This window comes from Mesorhizobium sp. LNJC391B00 (genome assembly GCF_000502535.1).
Classification (GTDB): domain Bacteria; phylum Pseudomonadota; class Alphaproteobacteria; order Rhizobiales; family Rhizobiaceae; genus Mesorhizobium.
This window is the reverse complement of the sequence record NZ_AYWI01000001.1, coordinates 386,938-405,515: the sequence shown is the minus strand read 5'-3', so window position 1 is coordinate 405,515 and position 18,578 is coordinate 386,938. Positions and strand designations below refer to the sequence as shown.

19 protein-coding genes are annotated in these 18,578 nt (G+C 63.8%); 9 read left to right on the top strand and 10 right to left on the bottom strand.

Annotation, left to right across the window (positions count from 1 at the left end; genetic code table 11):
• Nucleotides 1-121 precede the first annotated feature (121 nt).
• From fdhD to X750_RS160810, 6 genes are all read left to right on the top strand, one after another.
• Nucleotides 122-952 (top strand): formate dehydrogenase accessory sulfurtransferase FdhD, encoded by an 831-nt coding sequence (fdhD, locus tag X750_RS160785; protein WP_023746661.1) that lies wholly within the window; start codon nt 122-124, stop codon nt 950-952.
• A complete protein-coding gene (locus tag X750_RS160790; protein ID WP_023688796.1) occupies nt 942-1,256 on the top strand; it encodes a formate dehydrogenase subunit delta in 315 nt (104 codons plus the stop codon). Before fdhD ends, X750_RS160790 begins: the two co-directional genes overlap by 11 nt.
• Nucleotides 1,257-1,390: 134 nt before the next feature.
• A complete protein-coding gene (locus X750_RS160795) occupies nt 1,391-2,944 on the top strand; it encodes an alpha/beta fold hydrolase (RefSeq protein ID WP_023746660.1) in 1,554 nt (517 codons plus the stop codon).
• A gap of 110 nt (nt 2,945-3,054) precedes the next feature.
• Complete coding sequence (locus X750_RS160800) at nt 3,055-3,534, top strand: carboxymuconolactone decarboxylase family protein (RefSeq protein WP_023688798.1); 480 nt, start codon at nt 3,055-3,057, stop codon at nt 3,532-3,534.
• Between the two features lie 76 nt (nt 3,535-3,610).
• Complete coding sequence (locus tag X750_RS160805; RefSeq protein ID WP_023688799.1) at nt 3,611-3,973, top strand: nuclear transport factor 2 family protein; 363 nt, start codon at nt 3,611-3,613, stop codon at nt 3,971-3,973.
• A gap of 55 nt (nt 3,974-4,028) precedes the next feature.
• Nucleotides 4,029-4,343 (top strand): hypothetical protein, encoded by a 315-nt coding sequence (locus tag X750_RS160810; RefSeq protein ID WP_023738143.1) that lies wholly within the window; start codon nt 4,029-4,031, stop codon nt 4,341-4,343.
• A gap of 28 nt (nt 4,344-4,371) precedes the next feature.
• On the opposite strand, the gene X750_RS160815 is transcribed toward X750_RS160810, so the two are convergent.
• The 8 genes from X750_RS160815 to X750_RS160850 all read right to left on the bottom strand — a co-directional run bounded on the left by X750_RS160815 (nt 4,372) and on the right by X750_RS160850 (nt 12,926).
• Complete coding sequence (locus X750_RS160815) at nt 4,372-4,995, bottom strand: hypothetical protein (RefSeq protein WP_245271799.1); 624 nt, start codon at nt 4,993-4,995, stop codon at nt 4,372-4,374.
• A gap of 228 nt (nt 4,996-5,223) precedes the next feature.
• Nucleotides 5,224-6,651: a gamma-aminobutyraldehyde dehydrogenase gene (locus X750_RS160820; RefSeq protein ID WP_023746658.1), complete on the bottom strand. Its 1,428-nt coding sequence runs from the start codon at nt 6,649-6,651 to the stop codon at nt 5,224-5,226.
• Between the two features lie 105 nt (nt 6,652-6,756).
• Entirely contained in the window at nt 6,757-7,572 is an 816-nt protein-coding gene (locus tag X750_RS160825; RefSeq protein ID WP_023673416.1) for an ABC transporter permease, read from the bottom strand.
• A complete protein-coding gene (locus tag X750_RS160830) occupies nt 7,562-8,527 on the bottom strand; it encodes an ABC transporter permease (RefSeq protein WP_023692630.1) in 966 nt (321 codons plus the stop codon). Before X750_RS160830 ends, X750_RS160825 begins: the two co-directional genes overlap by 11 nt.
• A 220-nt stretch (nt 8,528-8,747) precedes the next feature.
• Complete coding sequence (locus tag X750_RS160835) at nt 8,748-9,746, bottom strand: ABC transporter ATP-binding protein (RefSeq protein WP_023692631.1); 999 nt, start codon at nt 9,744-9,746, stop codon at nt 8,748-8,750.
• Between the two features lie 210 nt (nt 9,747-9,956).
• Complete coding sequence (locus X750_RS160840) at nt 9,957-11,111, bottom strand: ABC transporter substrate-binding protein (RefSeq protein WP_023746657.1); 1,155 nt, start codon at nt 11,109-11,111, stop codon at nt 9,957-9,959.
• 211 nt (nt 11,112-11,322) lie between these two features.
• Nucleotides 11,323-12,234: a LysR substrate-binding domain-containing protein gene (locus X750_RS160845; RefSeq protein WP_023673412.1), complete on the bottom strand. Its 912-nt coding sequence runs from the start codon at nt 12,232-12,234 to the stop codon at nt 11,323-11,325.
• An 80-nt stretch (nt 12,235-12,314) separates the two neighbouring features.
• Nucleotides 12,315-12,926, bottom strand: a complete 612-nt coding sequence (locus tag X750_RS160850) for a DedA family protein (protein ID WP_023692634.1) — start codon at nt 12,924-12,926, stop codon at nt 12,315-12,317.
• 247 nt (nt 12,927-13,173) lie between these two features.
• On the opposite strand from X750_RS160850, the gene X750_RS1000000166685 reads away from it, so the two are divergent.
• Entirely contained in the window at nt 13,174-13,335 is a 162-nt protein-coding gene (locus X750_RS1000000166685) for a hypothetical protein (protein WP_023746655.1), read from the top strand.
• On the opposite strand, the gene X750_RS160860 is transcribed toward X750_RS1000000166685, so the two are convergent.
• Nucleotides 13,332-14,096 (bottom strand): DeoR/GlpR family DNA-binding transcription regulator, encoded by a 765-nt coding sequence (locus X750_RS160860; RefSeq protein ID WP_023685103.1) that lies wholly within the window; start codon nt 14,094-14,096, stop codon nt 13,332-13,334. The genes X750_RS1000000166685 and X750_RS160860 overlap by 4 nt on opposite strands.
• A 420-nt stretch (nt 14,097-14,516) precedes the next feature.
• Here X750_RS160860 and X750_RS160865 point away from each other — a divergent pair, with 420 nt between their 5' ends.
• Nucleotides 14,517-15,401 (top strand): phosphotransferase family protein, encoded by an 885-nt coding sequence (locus tag X750_RS160865; RefSeq protein WP_023746654.1) that lies wholly within the window; start codon nt 14,517-14,519, stop codon nt 15,399-15,401.
• On the top strand, nt 15,398-17,851 hold the full coding sequence (locus X750_RS160870; RefSeq protein WP_023746653.1) for an FAD-dependent oxidoreductase: 2,454 nt from the start codon (nt 15,398-15,400) through the stop codon (nt 17,849-17,851). The genes X750_RS160865 and X750_RS160870 overlap by 4 nt, the downstream gene beginning before the upstream one ends.
• 12 nt (nt 17,852-17,863) lie before the next feature.
• On the opposite strand, the gene X750_RS160875 is transcribed toward X750_RS160870, so the two are convergent.
• On the bottom strand, nt 17,864-18,496 hold the full coding sequence (locus tag X750_RS160875) for a class I SAM-dependent methyltransferase (protein ID WP_023703533.1): 633 nt from the start codon (nt 18,494-18,496) through the stop codon (nt 17,864-17,866).
• Between the last annotated feature and the right edge of the window lie 82 nt (nt 18,497-18,578).

Below are 18,578 nucleotides of genomic sequence, written 5' to 3'. Positions count from 1 at the left end.
GCAGTCGACCCCCACTCCGTCAAGTTTCGCTTGACACCTCTCCCCCGATCGACGGGGGAGAGGAAAGGCGCGAGCCTCCACAGCTACTGCGAAGGACGGACAGGGCAGAGGGGCGCGCCTCGTGACCCGAAAAAGCCAAGCCACCACCCAAATCTCTCGCCTTGCCCACCGCGCCAGCGGCACTGCGGCGGCCAACCGCATGGTGCCGGAGGAGACGCCGGTGGCGTTCTCCTTTGCCGGCACCACCCATGCGGTGATGATGGCGAGCCCGGCCGACTTCGAGGATTTCGCGCTCGGCTTCTCGCTGACCGAAGGCATCATCGGTTTGCCTGACGAGATCGAGGCGATCGAGGTCGAGGACCATGGCGCCGGCATCGATATCCAGATCCGGCTGAAGGACCAGGCCAATACGCGCTTCGAGGCGCGGCGGCGGCGGCTCGCCGGCCCGGTCGGCTGTGGGCTGTGCGGCATCGAATCCATCGAGGAAGCGATGCGCTCGGTCGATAAGGTTAGTGCGTCCAAGCTTACGCTTGAAGCCGACGACATCGTTCGCTCAGTCAAGCTTTTGTCGAAGGTGCAGCCGCTGCATTCCGAGACCGGTGCAGTGCATGCCGCAGGGTTTTATGTGCCCGGCAAGGGCATCGTAATGGCGCGCGAGGATGTCGGCCGGCACAATGCGCTGGACAAACTGGCCGGCGCGCTGGCCAAGGCCGGCATTGACGGTGCATCGGGCGCGGTGGTGGTGACATCACGCGTCTCAGTGGAGATGGTGCAGAAAACGGCGGCGATCGGCTCCGCCTTCATCATCGCCGTGTCGGCGCCGACAGCCCTTGCCATCCGCACCGCCGAAGAGGCCGGCATGACGCTGGTGGCGCTGGTGCGCGGCGACGATTTCGATGTTTTCACCCACCCGGAACGGGTGGTCTTGGGAGTTGCCCAGCATGTCGCATGACGAAGAACACATCACGAGTACCGGGGAAAAGCTGGTGCGCATGGCCAACCAGATCGCCGCCTTCTTCCATTCAAGGCCCCGCGAGGAAGGTGTGGCGGGCGTGGCCGAGCACATCAACAAGTTCTGGGAGCCCAGGATGCGCCGGCAGTTCTTCGAGATGCTGGACAGCGGCGGCGAAGGTTTTGACGAACTCGTCGTCGTGGCCTCGGCCAGGATCAAGCGGCCGAAGACCGAGGAGCAGGCCGATGTGAGCATCGGCTACGTCCAACCCACGGGTGCAGAGAGCGCCGCTCCCCAGAAATAGCCTCCCCCAGAAATGGCGGGCGAACACGGTTCGCCGCGGGCTATATTCCTGTCTTCTAAAGTTTGGCTGCCGCATCCGCCGGGCGTCTGCTATGGTCGGCGATCAGAAATCGTCTGGCCGGACGGGATAGCAACGTGAGGCCGATCGAGACGCGATATGCCCTCAGCGGCGACGTGCGGATCGCCTATCAGGTGGTCGGCCAGGGATCGTTCGACCTGGTTTTCGTGCCCGGCTTCATCTCCAATCTCGACCTGCATTGGGAAGACGAGGGCTACGCCAGGCTGTTGAAACGGCTCTCGGCGTTCTCGCGGCTGATCCTGTTCGACAAGCGCGGCACCGGCCTGTCCGACCGCGTCGACCCACGCCACCTGCCCAGCCTCGAAACCCGCATGGACGATGTGCGCGCGGTGATGGATGCCACCGGCAGCGGCCGCGCGGCCTTGCTCGGCGCTTCGGAAGGCGCGCCGATGGCAATGTTGTTTGCCGCCACCTGTCCGGAACGGACACGAGCGCTGGCGCTCTATGGCGGTTATGCGCATTTCCACAAATGGGTGATGTCGCCGGAGCGCCTCGAGGCCTTCATCGCGACGGCCGGCACGGAATGGGGCACGGGCGCCACACTGCCCAACTTCGCTCCCGGCCGGGTAGATGATGCGCATTTCACCCAGTGGTGGGCCCGCTTCGAGCGGCTGTCGGCCAGTCCGACGGCAGCGGCAGCCCTTGCCCGGATGAATGCCGGAATCGATGTGCGCGGCGTGCTTTCGGCGATCGGCGCACCGACACTGCTCATTCATCGCCGCAACGACGCGCGGGTCGACCCGGACGCCAGCCGCTTCCTGGCGAAAGAGATCGCCAATGCGCGATTGGTCGAGGTCCCCGGGCGCGACCACCCGATCTGGACCGGCGATGTCGACCGGGTGGCGGACCTGATCGAGGAATTCCTGACCGGCGAGCGTGCCGTGGCCGAAGCGGAGCGCGTGCTTGCCGCTCTTCTGGCGACACGCATCTACGACACGGCGCGGGTTGGCGACCGCATGTGGAGCGAACGTAGCGAGCGCTTCCAGGAGAGCTGGCGGCAGCTGGTCGGCCGTCATGGCGGACGCGTCGCCGGCATCCATGGCGAATTGATGATCTCGCGCTTCGACGGGCCGGCGCGGGCCATACGCTGCGCGGCGGCACTGCGCGATGCGGCGCAACATATGGGCATTGCAAGCGCCCAGGGCGCCCATGTCGGTGAGGTCGAAATGCGCGGGCCGCCGGTGGGGCTGATGGCACGGGTGACGATGCAGATCGCCGCCCATGCCGGGCGCGGCGATATTCTGGCGTCGCGGCTGGCCGCCGATCTGGCGGCGGGGTCCGGCCTGCATTTCATCGATGCCGGGCGTGTCACGGTGGATGAGCTGGACGAGCCGCTGGCGCTGGTCCAGGCAACGTCGGAACAGCACCTGGAGCCGGCCTGCCGCCCCAAGGCGAAACCCGCCGAGCCGGCTCAACTGACGGCGCGCGAAAGCGAGGTGGTGATCCTGATCGCCGACGGCAAGAGCAATGCCGCGATCGCCGCCGAGCTGAGGCTCAGCGAGCATACGGTCAAGCGTCATGTCGCCAACATATTGCTGAAGCTCGATTTGCCGTCACGGGCGGCGGCAGCGGCATTTTCCGCCAGGCAGGCTGGCCCGGACGGGCCATAGGGACCATGGCGCTTTCGGGCGAAGCGGCCAGGTGGGGTCGAGGCGTACCAATTCTCTCCATGCAGGCCAGGCGGATGTCGCCGGGAAAGGCACTGCGGATGGAGGATGCAATGCTGAAGTCAAACAGGTCGATCAAATCGCTGGTGATAGCGGCAGGCGTTGGCGCGCTGTTCACGATCGCTCCCGCCAGAGCCGAGGATGCCTCGGCGGCCGCCGCCTACAAGGACATCGAGGCGACGCTCGGCTCAGTGCCGGACATGTTCAAGACGCTGCCCGATGTCGCGGTTGCCGGCGCCTGGGCCGAGATCAAGGGTGTGCAGCTCAACCCCAAGACCGCGCTCGACGGCAAGACCAAGGAACTGCTGGGGCTGGCCGTCGCCTCGCAGATCCCCTGCCAGTACTGCATTTATTTCCACACCGAGGCCGCCAAGCTCAATGGCGCGACCGATGAGGAGATCAAGGAGGCGATCGCGATGGCGGCCATCGTGCGCCACTGGTCGACGATGCTCAACGGCAGCCAGGTCGATTTCGCGACCTTCAAACAACAGACCGACGGCGTGTTCGCAGCCGTCAAAGCCAAGTCGCAGTGAAAGAAACTGCCGGGCGGTGCGCCGGGCATTGCTTGTGATCATTCAACCGCCCGATCAACGGGCCATGGAGGAGAAGATGCTGACCAAGACGCAGAGCGTGGACGGCGCGGCGATCAAGAAAGCGATCGAAGGACGGGACGGCAGGATGCTCGCTAGCTTCTATGCCGACGACGCACTGGTGCGGGTGATCGACCGCAACAATCCGCCGAGCAAGCCGCGCGAGATCCGCGGCCGGGCGGCGATCAGCACCTTCTGGGACGACATCTGCAGCCGGGCGATGACCCACAAGGTCGACACCACCATCGCCGATGGCGACAATCTCGCCTTCACCCAGGCCTGCGCCTATCCGGACGGAACGAAAGTGTTCTGCGCGGCGATGCTGGAGCTGAAGAATGGGCGGATCGCACGACAGACCGTCGTGCAGGCCTGGGACGAGTAGTTCCACCGCGGAAAGATCAACCGCGGTTTGGGCCGCAAAACTGGAGGAGACAAAAATGTTCAGCGCCAGATGGCAGATCGACGCCAAGTTCGGGCACAAGCAGACCGTGCTCGACCTGTTGAAGAAATGGGAACGCGAGATCGGCTCTCAGGTCGGCATTGCCGATCTCGAGTTCCAGATCATGACCGGTTCGGTCGGAGCTCGGGAAGCGACGGTCGAATCGCATCATCAGGTCGAAAGCCTTGCCCAGTTGGAGGGATTCTTCGCGAGGATCGGCAAGATCGACGCGCACGCCAAATGGGGCAAGGAGATGGAGCCCTACGTCGTTTCAGGCACCAGCCTTTGGAACATCTACCGCATCGTGGAGTAGCCGTGGCAGGTGCAGCAGTTTTCGGCCATCAGTTGCGGCGGCCGAAACTCGTCCGCTGCCCGGAAAACCGCCCTTCCCTGACCGATCCGGCAGCCGCGACACGTGCCGGCTGATTGGGCAATGTGGCCTGCTTGGCCAGGGCCGCCGCTATCAAGGCGTCGGCCTGGCGCGCGCGCTGGTCCGCGCCGGCATCTCCGGCAGGGTTGCCCGCCACGGCGGAGGTCGACATCCGCCGGCGGGGTTTGAAAGCAAGATAGAGAAGCAACGCGCCGAGCAGTCCAGCCCCAATGACGATCGTCAAACGCGTGCCGGTCATGCCGGTGCGTTCGATCTGGGTGGGGTTGGCGGGGTTCTGGACGACGGTGAGCTTGTCGCCGACCTGCGGTTCGCGGGCACCGTTCTTGTTCAGCTCCATCGTGGCCTCGACGGCGTCGGCGCCGGTGCCGACGCGCAAGGTGCCGGTGAATTTCTGGGTCACCTTCCACTCTTTGTCAGCATGAACCGTCTTGAACGCATCCACCAGTTCGCACGGGATCGTGGCGGTGCTGACGGTCTTGTAGACAATCTTGTGGGCGGTCGATTCCATGTCGCATTCGACATTGACCGCGAGGATTTCAGCAGGCGCCTCGGGCCAGCCGCTCTTCTTGATCATGTCCTTGCCGCCGAACACAGCGATCAGCAGACAGAAGCCGCCAATGAGTACCAGCTTGATCTTGGTCGTGTTCATGCGCAAACCCCTCGCCGCGCGGTTTCCCGGCAAGAGGCTGCTCGTTCAGGTTGAATATTCAGTAAATCGTGAACTCCCGCCGTACCGCAAAAGTAACTCTCGCTTAATGTACAGAAAACGGGTTGGCGAATATTTTAGAGATAGTGGCGGCCTCTACCCATGCGCCACCATCACATGACGAACGGCGGTATAATCCTCCAGCGCATAGAGAGACATGTCCTTGCCGTAGCCAGACTGCTTCAGCCCGCCATGCGGCATCTCGTTGGTCAGCATGAAATGGGTGTTGATCCAGGTGCAGCCATATTGCAGACGGGCGGCCGTCGCCATGGCGCGCGAGACGTTCTTGGTCCACACCGAGGATGCCAGGCCGTAGTCGCTGTCATTGGCCCAGTTCACGGCTTCATCGACTTCGGAGAAGCGGGTGATGGAGACGACCGGACCGAACACTTCGCGGCGCACGATCTCGTCTTCCTGCAGCGCGCCGGCAACCACCGTCGGCTGGTAATAGAAGCCGGAGCCTTCGCCCGGCTTGCCGCCGGTGGTGATCTCGATGTGCTTCAGTTCCGAAGCGCGCTCGACGAAGCTCGAGACGCGATCGCGCTGGCGGCGCGAGATCAGCGGCCCGATCTCATTTTCGGTGTCGTCGGGCTGGTTGTATTTGATGGTCGAGACGGCAGATGAGAGATCGGCGACGAGCTTGTCGTAGATCTTCTTGCCGGCATAGATGCGGCAAGCGGCTGTACAATCCTGCCCGGCATTGTAGTAGCCGAAACCGCGCAGGCCGTTGACCACGGCGCCGAGGTCGGCGTCGTCGAAAACGATGACCGGCGCCTTGCCGCCGAGTTCCAGATGCGTGCGCTTGACCGACTTGGCGGCGGCCTGCAGCACCTTCTTGCCCGTGGCGACGTCGCCGGTGATCGAAATCATGTTGACCTTGGCGTGATTGATCAGCGTGTTGCCGACGCTGTCGCCGCGGCCGAGCACGACATTGACGACGCCCTCGGGCAGCACCTCGGCCAGGATCCTGGCCAGCTTCAGCGCCGTCAGCGGCGTCTGCTCCGACGGCTTGAAGACGACGGTGTTGCCGCCGGCAATGGCCGGCGCCAGCTTCCAGGCCATCATCATCAGTGGATAGTTCCACGGCGCGATGGAAGCGACGATGCCGATCGGGTCGCGCCGCACCATCGAGGTGTGGCCGGGCAGATATTCGCCGGCGACCACGCCCGGCATCGAACGTACCGCGCCGGCAAAGAAGCGATAGCAGTCGACGATCGCCGGGATTTCGTCATTGAGCACGGCGTTGATCGGCTTGCCGCAATTCAGCGCCTCGAGCGCCGCGAACTCCCGCGCGTTGGCCTCGATGCGGTCGGCGATCTTGAGGAGATAGCCGGAGCGCTGCGCCGGCGTTGTGCGTGACCACAAGACGAACGCTCGCTCGGCGGCAGTAACAGCCGCCTCGATCTGCGCCTGGCTGGCTTCAGGCAGGTTGAGAATGGTCGCCCCGGTCTTTGGATTCAGAATCGGCTCCTCGGTCTCGGTGCCGTTCTCGAAGCTCGAGCCGATCAGCATCTGGGTGTCCATGCAGGTTCTCCTCGGTCAGGAGCGAGTAGCGAATAGCGAGTAGCGAATAGGGCTGGTCGTGCAATCTCCCCTATTCGCTATTCGCTACTCCCTATTCGCTGTTCTTCATTTGCCCGAACCGGCGATCTGGTCGCCGTCGCGGGTCAGGTAATAGGCGGCAAGGATGGGCAGCAGCGTCACCAGCACCACGACCATGGCGACGACATTGGTGACCGGACGCTGGCGTGGGCGGATCAGCTCTTCCAGCATCCAGATCGGCACGGTCTGCTGCTGGCCGGCGGTGAAGGTGGTGACGATGACCTCGTCGAAGGACAGCGCGAAGGCGAGCATCCCCCCGGCAAGCAGAGCGGTGGCGATGTTGGGCAGCACGACGTGCCGGAAGGTCTGGAAGCCGTCGGCGCCGAGATCCATCGAGGCCTCGATCATTGAGCCGGAAGTGCGGCGGAAACGGGCGACCGCATTGTTGTAGACGACGACAACGCAGAAGGTGGCGTGGCCGAGCACGATCGTCCAGAACGAGAACGGGATGTCGGCTAGCGAGAAGGCCGAGCGCAACGCGATGCCGGTGATGATGCCGGGCAGCGCGATCGGCAGGATGACGAGCAGCGAGATCGTCTCGCGGCCGAAGAATTTCGTCCGTGACACGGCGGCGGCGCACAGGGTGCCCAGTATCAAGGCAATCGCGGTCGAGATTGCGGCGACGCGGACCGAAAGCGACAGCGCCTGCCAGACATCCGGCCGGTTCCAGGTGACGGCGAACCATTGTGTGGTCAGCCCCGGCGGCGGCCAGACGAAGCTCTTCTCTTCCGTGGTGAAGGCATAGACGAAGATCAGCAGGATCGGCAGGTGCAGGAAGAGCAGGCCGCAAGCGGCTGCGATCTTGAGGCCGAGCGGGGCGGATTGCGAACCGTCAGAGCGCATCGAAGGCCCCCATGCGCTTGGCGCCCCAGAGATAGAAACCCATGATGACGATGGGCACGACGGTGAAGGCGGCGGCGAGCGGGATGTTGCCGGCGGTGCCCTGCTGCGAATAGACGGCCTGGCCGATAAACAGCCGCGACGTGCCGATGATCTGCGGGATGATGTAGTCGCCCAGCGTCAGCGAGAAGGTGAAGATCGAGCCGGCGACGATGCCGGGCAGCGCCAGCGGGAACAGCACGTTGCGGAAGGTCTGGCCCGGCGATGCGCCGAGATCGGAGGACGCCTCGACCAGATTGCCGGGCACGCGCTCCAATGCCGCCTGCACCGGCAGGATCATGAACGGCAGCCAGACATAGACGAAGGCGATGAAGGTGCCGGTGGCGGAGACCGACAGCGAGTTGCCGCCGACGACCGGCAGCGACAGCCAGCCGTCGAGCACCCAGAGCAGATGCAATTTGGCCAGCAGCCAGGTCAGAATGCCTTCCTTGGCGAGGATCAACTTCCAGGCGTAGATTTTCACCAGATAACTCGACCACAGCGGCAGCATGATTCCGAGATAAAACAGCGCCTTCCAGCGGCCCCGGGCATAGCGCGCCGCATAATAGGCGATCGGGAAGGCGATGGCGGCGGAGGCCAGCGTGACCAGCACCGCCATCGTCACCGTGCGCAGGATGATGTCGAGATTGGCGGGCTGGAACAGGTCGCCATAGGTCTTCAGCGTGAACTCATGGTTGATGAGGCCGGAAAATTCGTCGATCGAGAAGAAACTCTGTGCCAAGAGCGCGAACAGCGAACCGATATAGACGACGCCGAGCCACAGCACCGGCGGCGCCAACATGAGGAACAGCAGCAGTTGCGGCTTGCGCCAGAACAGGTCGGACAGCGCACCGCGCACGCCGCCGCTGCCGGGCAGGATGGCGGGGGCGGAGGTTGAGTTGAGCGCGGCGATGGTCATGGGGAGACCGCGTGCTGAAGGAACCCTGAGAAGCCGGGTTCCTTCACACCCCCCTCTGTCCTGCCGGACATCTCCCCCTCAAGGGGGGAGATCAGCAGTTTCGCTGCCTCGCCAAATCCCCAACGTTGAAGATTGGCGAAACCGGGAGGAACAGCCAATCTCCCCGCTTGAGGGGGAGATGTCCGGCAGGACAGAGGGGGGTGCTTGGCGCAAACCTCAATCATGCCGGCTCGTCCATCAAATGCAAATGCTCGCGGTTGAACGTCAGCACCACCGCTTCGCCTTCCGCCGGCAGCTTTGTCCCGGCCGGCACGATGGCGTGCAGCCTCAAGCCGTCGGCGTCGAGCGCCAGCCTGGTCGTGGCGCCGAGATAGTTGGTTCCGACCAGGCGCGCGGCAACCCCTTCGCCTTTCGCAATGCTGCCGATGCGGATCGATTCGGGGCGCAAGCTGCCCCAGCGGTCCTGGCCGGAATAACGCTGGACGAAATCCGGCGGCAACACATTGGAGGAGCCGACGAAATCGGCGACGAAGCGTGTCCTGGGCCGCTGGTAGATGTCTTCCGGCGTGCCGATCTGCATGATCTTGCCGTCATTGAAGACGGCAACGCGGTCGGCCATCGACAGCGCTTCGCCCTGATCATGGGTGACGAAGACGAAGGTGATGCCGAGCGCCTTCTGCAGCGACTTCAGCTCTTCCTGCATGTTCTCGCGCAGCTTGAGGTCGAGCGCGCCGAGCGGCTCGTCGAGCAAAAGCACCTTGGGCTGGTTGACCAGCGCACGGGCCAGCGCGACGCGCTGGCGTTGGCCGCCGGAGAGCTGGCCGGGACGGCGGGCGCCATAGCCGGGAAGCCGCACCAGTGACAATGCCTCTTCCGCCGCCTTCTGCCGCTGCGGCTTGGCGATGCCCTTGACCATCAGCCCGTAGGCGACATTGTCCAGCACGTTCAAATGCGGGAACAGCGCGTAGTCCTGGAACACCGTGTTGACGTTGCGGCGATAGGGCGGCACGCCCTCGGCGCGGTCGCCGAAGATCGAGATCGAGCCCGATGTCGGCTGCTCGAAGCCGGCGATGAGGCGCAGGCAGGTAGTCTTGCCGGACCCCGACGGACCAAGCATGGCGAAGAACTCGCCCGGCACGATGTCGAGATCGACCGCATCGACGGCGCGCACGCTGCCGAAATGGCGAGAGACTTTCTGGAAGGAAACGGCCGAGGTCATGGGCTGTCCTGATCTGTTGCCGGTTTGTGGTTCGTCGAAATAGCTCTTGCCGCCACCAATCAGGCCAGCGGGCACGGCACTTCACCTCCCCCTCGATGGGGAGGTCGCGGCGAAGCCGCGGGTGGGGGTGACTAGCACCGGACGTCAGCGCTGCCCCCACCCCGACGCTGCGCGTCGACCCTCCCCACAAGGGGGTGGGTTAAAGGGAGCTCAACGCCCGCCGATGACGCCGATATAGTCGGACACCCAGCGGTAGTAAGGCACGCACTGGTCGTTCTGGGTTGCGCACTTGGAGACCGGGGTCTTCCAGAACTTGATCTTGTCGAAGTTCTCGTAGCCGTTGGTCTTGCAGCCTTCCTCGCCGAGCAGCTCGTTGCCCTTGCAGGCAGCGGGCACCACGGGGAGCGAGCCGAACCAGGCCGAGACATCGCCCTGGACCTTGGGCGACAGCGAATGCTCAAGCCACATATAGGCGCAGTTGGGATGCGCGGAGTCGGCCTCCATCATGGTGGTGTCGGCCCAGCCGGTGACGCCTTCTTCCGGCACGGTCGAGGCGACCGGCTTCTTGGCGGCAACCAGCGTGTTGACCTGGTAAGGCCACGAACCGGAAGCGACGACGCCTTCGTTCTGGAAATCGTCGACCTGGATGGCGGCGTCATGCCAGTAGCGGCCGACCAGCGTCCGCTGAACACGCAGCAGCTCGAGCGCTGCCTTGTACTGGTCTTCGTTCAATTCGTACGGGTCCTTAATGCCGAGTTCCGGCTTGTGGAACATCAAATAGTTGGCGGCGTCGGCGATGTGGATCGGGCCGTCATAGGCCTGGACGCGGCCCTTGTTGGACTTGCCGTCCGGCAGGTTCATTTCCTCGAAGACGACGTTCCAGCTCTTGGGCGCTTCCTTGAAGACATCGGTGTTGTACATCAGGATGTTCGGGCCCCACTGATAGGGAACGCCGTAATGCACCTTGTCGACGGTGAACCAGGGCGCATCCTTCAGACGGTCGTCTACCGCCTTCCAGCTCGGGATGAGATCGGTGTTGATCGGCTGCACGCGCTTGCCGGCAACGAGGCGCAGCGATGCGTCACCCGAAGCGGTGACTAGATCGAACCCACCCTCATTCATCAGCGAGACCATCTCGTCGGAGGTGTTCGCGGTCTTGACGTTGACCTTGCAGCCGCTCTCCTTCTCGAAGGAGGTCACCCAGTCATAGCCCTTGTCGGTTTCGCCGCGCTCGATGTACCCCGGCCAGGCAACGATGCTGACCTCCCCTTCGCCCTTGCCAAGTTCCTTGACCTGGGCGACGGCCTGACCGGAAAAGGTCAGCGCGACCGTCAAGGCGGTGCACGTCTTCAGGAATGAATTCATCGTCAATCTCCCATTTTGGCGCCTGACTGCGAAGCGAGTCGCCGCCGCGGTCAGCCGCAGGCTGAAAAGCGTCAGTTCATCCGATGGCACGTTGCCGCTCTGATGGCGGCTTTCGTCGCTGACATGAAAAGTGCTCGGAAAATTCCGGTTTCGCAAATTCATTTATCAGAAACGCGATATCGGTTTTTCCGATAGATAACCACGCACCCTATCAACGCTGCTGGCGTACCATACGCTGCGACTGGGCAAGGCCGATGAAGTCGCGCGACGCCTGCGGCAGACCGGAGCCGCGGCGCCAGACCATGCCGACCTGGACGACCGGCAGGGAACCCGAAATGTCGCGCGATTCGATGCGGTCGCCTTCCAGCGACCACGGCCGGTAGACTAGGTCGGGCAGCAACGCCACGCCCGCACCTGTGGCGACGAGGCTGCGAACGGCTTCGACCGAGCGGGTGCGAAAGGCGACATGCGGCCTGGCGCCGATCGCCGCCAGAAGCTTGCCGGTGTTCTCCTCGATCTCGTCGACGGTCAGCATGATCAGCGGCTCGCCGGCAATGTCGCCTATGCCGATAATGTCGGCGCTGGCCAGCTTGTGGCCGAGCGGGACCCACAGCCGGTAGGCCGAGACCTCGAGGATTTCCGACTGCAGAGCGGTGCGGTCGCGCAAATTGGAGGTGACCATGACGGCAATGTCGAGCTTGCCGCCGATCAGCAGATGTTCGAGATAGTCGCCATTGTCCTCGATGGCCGAGACATCGACGCCGGGATAGGCGCGGCGGTAGCGCGCCAGCAGATCGGACAGCACATAGCCCGCGACCAGCGAGGTGACGCCGAGCTGCAGCCGCCCGCCGGCCACCACCTGGTCGTCGGAAAAAGCGCGGCGCGCGTCGGAGACGTCGGCCAGGATCTTGGTCGCATGGCGCAGGAACTGGTGGCCTTTGTGGGTAATGTTGAGGCCACGCGGATGGCGCTCGAACAATTCGACGCCGAGATCGCTCTCCAGCTCCTTGATCGCCTCGGTGACCGAGGATTGCGAGATGGAGAGGTTTTGTGCGGCGCCCGACACCGTGCCTTGCTCGGCGACGGCAATGAAGAACTGCAGCTGGCGGATGGTGAAAGCCATGGCCGGACTAAACACCGGCGCGCCGGGGAAGGAAAGCCGAAGGCGGAGCTTATACCCATACGGCTTGAGGCGCCTCCTGGTCAGCCGAACCCGAGGCGCCGCCGGCAGGCAGGACCGTAGCGAAGCGCGAGCATGAACGCCGTCTCCAGCGCCAGGACGATGACGATGATGCGAAAGCCGATGGCATAGGAATCCCGGCCGCTGCCGCGCATAAGGTAGCCGGTGACGAGGAAGCCGGTGTTCCATAGCGTGGCGCCGAGCAGCGTCGCCGCCGCGAAGGGCAAGAGTGGAAGACGGAGCGCGCCGGCCGCGATCGGCAGATAGTTGCGAACCGTCGGGATGAACTGCGCCAGCAAGGAGACCCGGACATGATGGCGGCGGTAGGCCTGACCAAGCTTGCTGTAGGTCGCATAGCGCAAGCAGACATATTTGCCGAAACGCTCGACCAGCCTGTCGGCACGATCCAATCCAATCCTACGGCCCACACTATACCAGACAAGGCAGCCTGTGATGGCGGACAGCGTCGTCACCAGAAGCAGGATCGCCAGCGCCAGGAGATCGGAGGCTGCCGTCATGCCGAGGAACAGCAGCAGCACATGCGAGGGCGGCAGCGGCAGGATCTTTTCAGTGAAGGCGAGACAGCCGACACCAAGCAGGCCGAAGCCCAGGATCGCCGACAGTGGATCAGTCATGCGAAGCGCCAGTCATAGGTTTTGAGGTTCTTGATCCTGGACACCTTATACACCGTCATACACCGTCGCCGGCGGAAAGTTGCGGAATGTCCGGCCAAGCCGGGTCCGCTCCCAGGTCGAAGCGCGCAAGCGTCCAGGCCATGAGGAAAGACAAGGCATCGTTTGCAGCATGGTGACCTCATTGCTGATGCGGGCGATTCGCCCGGCCCGCATTTCGACGAGGCGCTGTTTGCGGCTGCCAAGTTGCATGGACATTGCGAACAGCGGGATGATTGAAAAACAATTTTTCACCAGAACGACATCTTATGCGGCCGGCGACGCGGCGCGCATGATGCACAACATCGCCTTCGCGGTATCGGGTGGCGGCATGGCCGGGATCGCGGCGCGCCAGTCGCTGGTGTTTGGCTAGGCCGCAGCGATGCTGAGGCGCGCTCCAGCCTCGGCAAGTGCCGAGGCAATGTCGCGCGGCGGCGGCTGGTCGGTGGCGAGTTCGGAAAAACCGTCGAAGCCGCAGACCTGGACCAGACCCTGGCGACCGAACTTGGTGTGGTCGGTGATGACCAGCGAGCGCTGGCCGCGCGACAGCACCATGCGGGCGAACTCCGCCTCTTCCAGATCGTAGTCGGCAAGGCCTGCGGCGGCATCGACGGCGCCGATCGAAATCACCGCATGGCTGACCGAGAAGCGGCTGACGAAATCGATCGCCGAGGCGCCGAAGGCGGCTCCGGAATCGCTGCGCAATTCGCCGCCGGCCATATAGACCTTGTTGCCGTTGACGGTGGCCAGCGTGCGGGCGATGTCGGATGAATTGGTGACCACGGTCAGCCGCCGGTGGCCGAGCAGTTCGCGGGCCAGGAACGAGGTCGTGGTGCCGGTGTCCAGCATGACCGATTCACCGTCGCGAATGGTGGCAGCGACCATGCGGGCGATCAGCCGCTTGGCCTCCGCATTGTCGCGCATGCGCCGCTCGAACGGCGCTTCGCCGGCCATCGACGGCAGGCCGATGGCGCCATGCATCTTGAGCACCGAGCCATTGCCGGTCAGTGGCTTGACATCCCGGCGCACCGTTTCAAGCGAAACCCCCAGCCGGTCGGCGAGGCTGGCAATGGTGACGGTGCCCTCTTCCTTGAGGAGGCGGAGGATTTCGCCATGCCGTTTCGAATGGATCATCTGGCTTCCTGAATTTGCGGCCTGCCCGGTTTTAGGGCAATGCCGCCGTTTTTAAAGGAATTGCTCGTGGTTTCGGGCAAAACACCCAAAAAAAGTCACAACATTTCATTGACAGTTAGGTGGCACTGGCGTGACATTGACGGCGTGACAGCTTCGGAACTGCCACGGGAGGGTGATGGCAGAGCCGCAATTCACGGACCGGACCGTCTGGCCAGACCGTCTGGGTTTGAACTGGCACAAAAGTTTCTCAAATCCGCGGGGGCGGAGACCGGGTATCAAAACCTGGCCAGAGGGGCTCGTCGGTGCGGCGCGGGATAGGAGTTCCTGCGTCCCGCACCGACGAGATTTTTTGCGTTTCCCAACGCTCGTTGCGCGGCGCATGGCACCCAAGAAAGCTCCGCAAAAGTCAGGGATGGTCCCGTGACTGCTGAAGACCGCATCCGGACCTTGCCTTGCTGGAATGGCAGCATCGACATTGCGCCGTTGCCGGGCGGCCTCAGCAACGCCAACTATCTGGTCAAGGACGCGGCCGGGCGGCATGTCGTGCGCTTCGGCCAGGACTATCCATTTCACCACGTCTTTCGCGACCGCGAGGTGATGACGGCCCGCGCGGCGCACGCCGCAGGCTTCGCGCCGGCGGTCCACCATTCCGAACCCGGCATCATGGTCACGGAATTCCTCGGCGCGAAGACCTATGTCGCCGAGGATGTGCGCGCCAATATCGGCCGCGTCGCAGCGCTTATGCGCGGGTTCCATCGCGAGATGCCCAATCACATCTCCGGCGCCGGCTTCATGTTCTGGGTCTTCCATGTCATCCGCGACTATGCGCGAACGCTGAGCGAAGGCGGCAGCCGCAAGCGCGACGAGCTGCCCAGGCTGCTGGCTCTGGCCGACGAGTTGGAGCGGGCGCAGAAGCTGCTGCCGATCGTATTCGGCCACAACGATCTTCTGCCGGCAAATATCCTCGACGATGGCGACAGGTTGTGGCTCATCGATTTCGAATATGCCGGTTTCAACACCGCGATGTTCGATCTTGCCGGCGTTGCCTCCAACGCCGAGATGAGCGACGCGGAGTCCTTCACTTTCCTCACGGCGTATTTCATGCGCGAGCCGGATGAGGCGATCCGCCGCTCGCACGCGGCCATGCAATGCGCCTCGCTGCTGCGCGAGGCGATGTGGAGCATGGTTTCCGAACTTTACCTCGACGCGCCCGGCATCGACTACGTCGCCTACACCGCGCAGAACCTGACGCGGCTCGACGCGGCGCTGGACAGTTACCGCACGAAGTACGGGACACAGTCATGACATTGCCTACACATGCCGGCATCGTCGTCATCGGCGGCGGCATTATCGGCTGTTCGACGGCCTATCACCTGGCGCGCGACCACAAGGCCGATGTCGTGCTGCTTGAACAGGGCAAGCTGACCTCGGGTTCGACCTGGCATGCGGCCGGGCTGGTCGGCCAGTTGCGCTCGTCGGCCTCGATCACCCGCGTGCTCAAATATTCGGTCGAGCTCTACAAGGGACTGGAAGCCGAAACCGGGCTCGCTACCGGCTGGAAGATGACCGGGTGCCTCAGGCTTGCGACCAATGCCGACCGCTGGACCGAATATAAACGGCTGGCGACGACGGCCAGGAGCTTCGGCATGGACATGCAGTTGCTGTCGCCGGGGGAGGTCAAAAAGATGTGGCCGCTGCTGGAGACCGGCGACCTCGTCGGCGCCTCCTGGCTGCCGACCGATGGGCAGGCCAGCCCCTCCGACATCACGCAGTCGCTGGCCAAGGGCGCGCGCATGCATGGCGCCAAGCTGTTCGAGGACGTCCGCGTTACCGGCTTTGACATGACGGACGGGCACATCACCGCGGTGAAGACCAACAAGGGCGACATTGCTTGCGACAAGGTGGTGAACTGCGCCGGGCAATGGGCACGCCAGGTCGGCGCGATGGCCGGCATTTGCGTGCCGCTGCAACCGGTCAAGCACCAGTACATCATCACCGAGAAGATCGACGGGCTGGCGACCGACGCGCCGACAATCCGCGATCCCGACCGCCGCACCTATTTCAAGGAAGAGGTCGGCGGGCTGGTGATGGGCGGCTATGAGCCGAACCCGCAGGCCTGGGCGACCGGCCTGCCCGGCGGCGATGTCCCCGATGACTGGGAGTTCCGCCTGTTCGACGACGACTACGATCATTTCGAACAGCATATGAGCCAGGCGATCGCGCGCGTGCCGGCGCTGGAGACGGTCGGCGTCAAGCAGATGATCAACGGGCCGGAGAGTTTTACGCCGGACGGCAATTTCATCCTCGGTGTCGCGCCCGAATGCGCCAACATGTTCGTCGGCGCCGGCTTCAACGCCTTCGGCATCGCTTCCGGCGGCGGCGCCGGCTGGGTGCTGGCGCAATGGGTTGTCGATGGTGAAGCGCCGCTCGACCTTTGGGTGGTCGACATCAGGCGCTTTTCCAATTTGCACCGCGACCGGCAATGGGTCAGCGATCGCACGCTGGAAGCCTATGGCAAGCATTACACGATCGGCTTTCCGCATGAGGAGTACGTCTCGGGCCGGCCGCGCATCGTCTCGCCGCTCTACGAGCGGCTGAAAGCGCACCGCGCGGTGTTCGGCTCCAAGCTCGGCTGGGAACGGCCGAACTGGTTCGCGCCGCAGGGCGCCACATCCGAAGACATTTATTCCATGGGCCGGCAGAACTGGTTTGGCCCGGTCGGCGAGGAGCATCGCCATGTGCGCGAGAAAGTCGGCATCTTCGACCAGTCGTCCTTCGCCAAATACGAAATGACGGGTTCGGATGCGGCTAAGGCGCTGGACTGGATCTGCGCCAACGATGTCGCCAAGCCGGTGGGACGGCTGACCTACACGCAGCTTCTCAACACGCGCGGCGGCATCGAGGCCGATTTGACGGTGGCCAGGCTCGCCGAAGACAAATTCTACATCGTGACCGGCACCGGCTTCCGCACGCATGATCTCTCCTGGATCGGCGACCATGTCGGCAAGGGCCTCGACGTGACGTTGAAAGATGTCACCGAGGATTTCGGCACGCTGTCGCTGATGGGACCGCGCGCCCGCGATGTGCTTTCGGCCGTGACCGATGCCGATGTCTCGAACGCCGCCTTCCCGTTCGGCCATATCCGCGAGATCACGACTGCCGGCCATACGGTTCGGGCGTTGCGCGTCACCTATGTCGGCGAGCTTGGTTGGGAATTGCATGTGCCGATCGCCGCCACCGGCGAGATTTTCGACACGCTGATGGCGGCAGGCAAGCCGCACGGCATCCGGCCGATCGGCTACCGGGCGCTGGAATCACTTCGGCTGGAGAAAGGCTACCGCGCCTGGGGCTCCGACATCACCCCCAACGACACGCCTCAGGAGGCCGGCCTCGGCTGGGCGGTGAAGCTGAGGAAGAACACCGATTTCGTCGGCCGGCGGGCGCTCGAAAAGATCAGCGGCGCCGACCTGAAGAAACGCTTTGCCGGCTTCACGGTCGACGATCCCGATATCGTGCTGGTCGGGCGCGAGACGATTTTGCGCAATGGCGAACCGGTCGGCTATCTCACCAGCGGCGGTTATGGCTACACGCTGGCTAAGAACATCGGCTATGGCTATGTCCGCAACGCCGATGGCGTCAGCGACGATTTTCTCAGCTCAGGGGACTATGAGCTGGTGGTCGCGATGGAACGGACGCCGGCCAACATTCATCTCGAACCGATGTACGATTCTTCGATGAGCAGGATCAAGGCGTAGACGAAACCTGGATTAGCTCACACGGAGTACAAGGCCGCGGCTGGGCACGGTGTCAGCCTCGCCCGGCATCGAAACATAAGGCGCAGTCTCCTCGGCACGAACGACCCTGACCTCAGCCTCGAGCGCAGCGATGCGATCGGCAAAGCCGGCGTTCCACAGCGTGTTCTTGATGGTCAGCACGATGACGCCACCGGGACGGCAGACGCGGATCAGTTCGTCCAGCCCCTCGGCGCCGACATGGCCGGAGGTGAAAACGCCGGCCGAGACGATGCCGGCATAGGCATTGTCGGCAAAGGGCAGTGGCCCGCCGAGCGCCAGGCAATGCAGCGCCGAATAGACGCCCTTTGCCGCCGCTTTAGACAGCATGCCTTGCGAAATATCGAGCGCTTCGACCTGGGGATAGCCGGTGATGGCCAGCCACTCGCCGATCAGCCCGGTGCCGGCGCCGGCGTCGAGAAGCGGTGCGGCGCCGCGCGGCAGATGGCGGGCCAGCAGGGCCAGGCAGATCGTCGGATGGCGGTAGCCGGCGGCCGACATGTCGGCATCGTAGGTTTCCGACCAACTGTCATAGATCGCGGCGACGTCCTCGGGCCGTTGCGCCGAATAGGCGGCGCCAAGCCCGCCATGATCCTTGTTGCCCGCCATGGCTGTTTCTCCGCCAGCTCGCTGCTCACCCTCGATCGGATGATAGCCAAACGGCGAAAACTGTGGAACCGTTGTCGGAAGA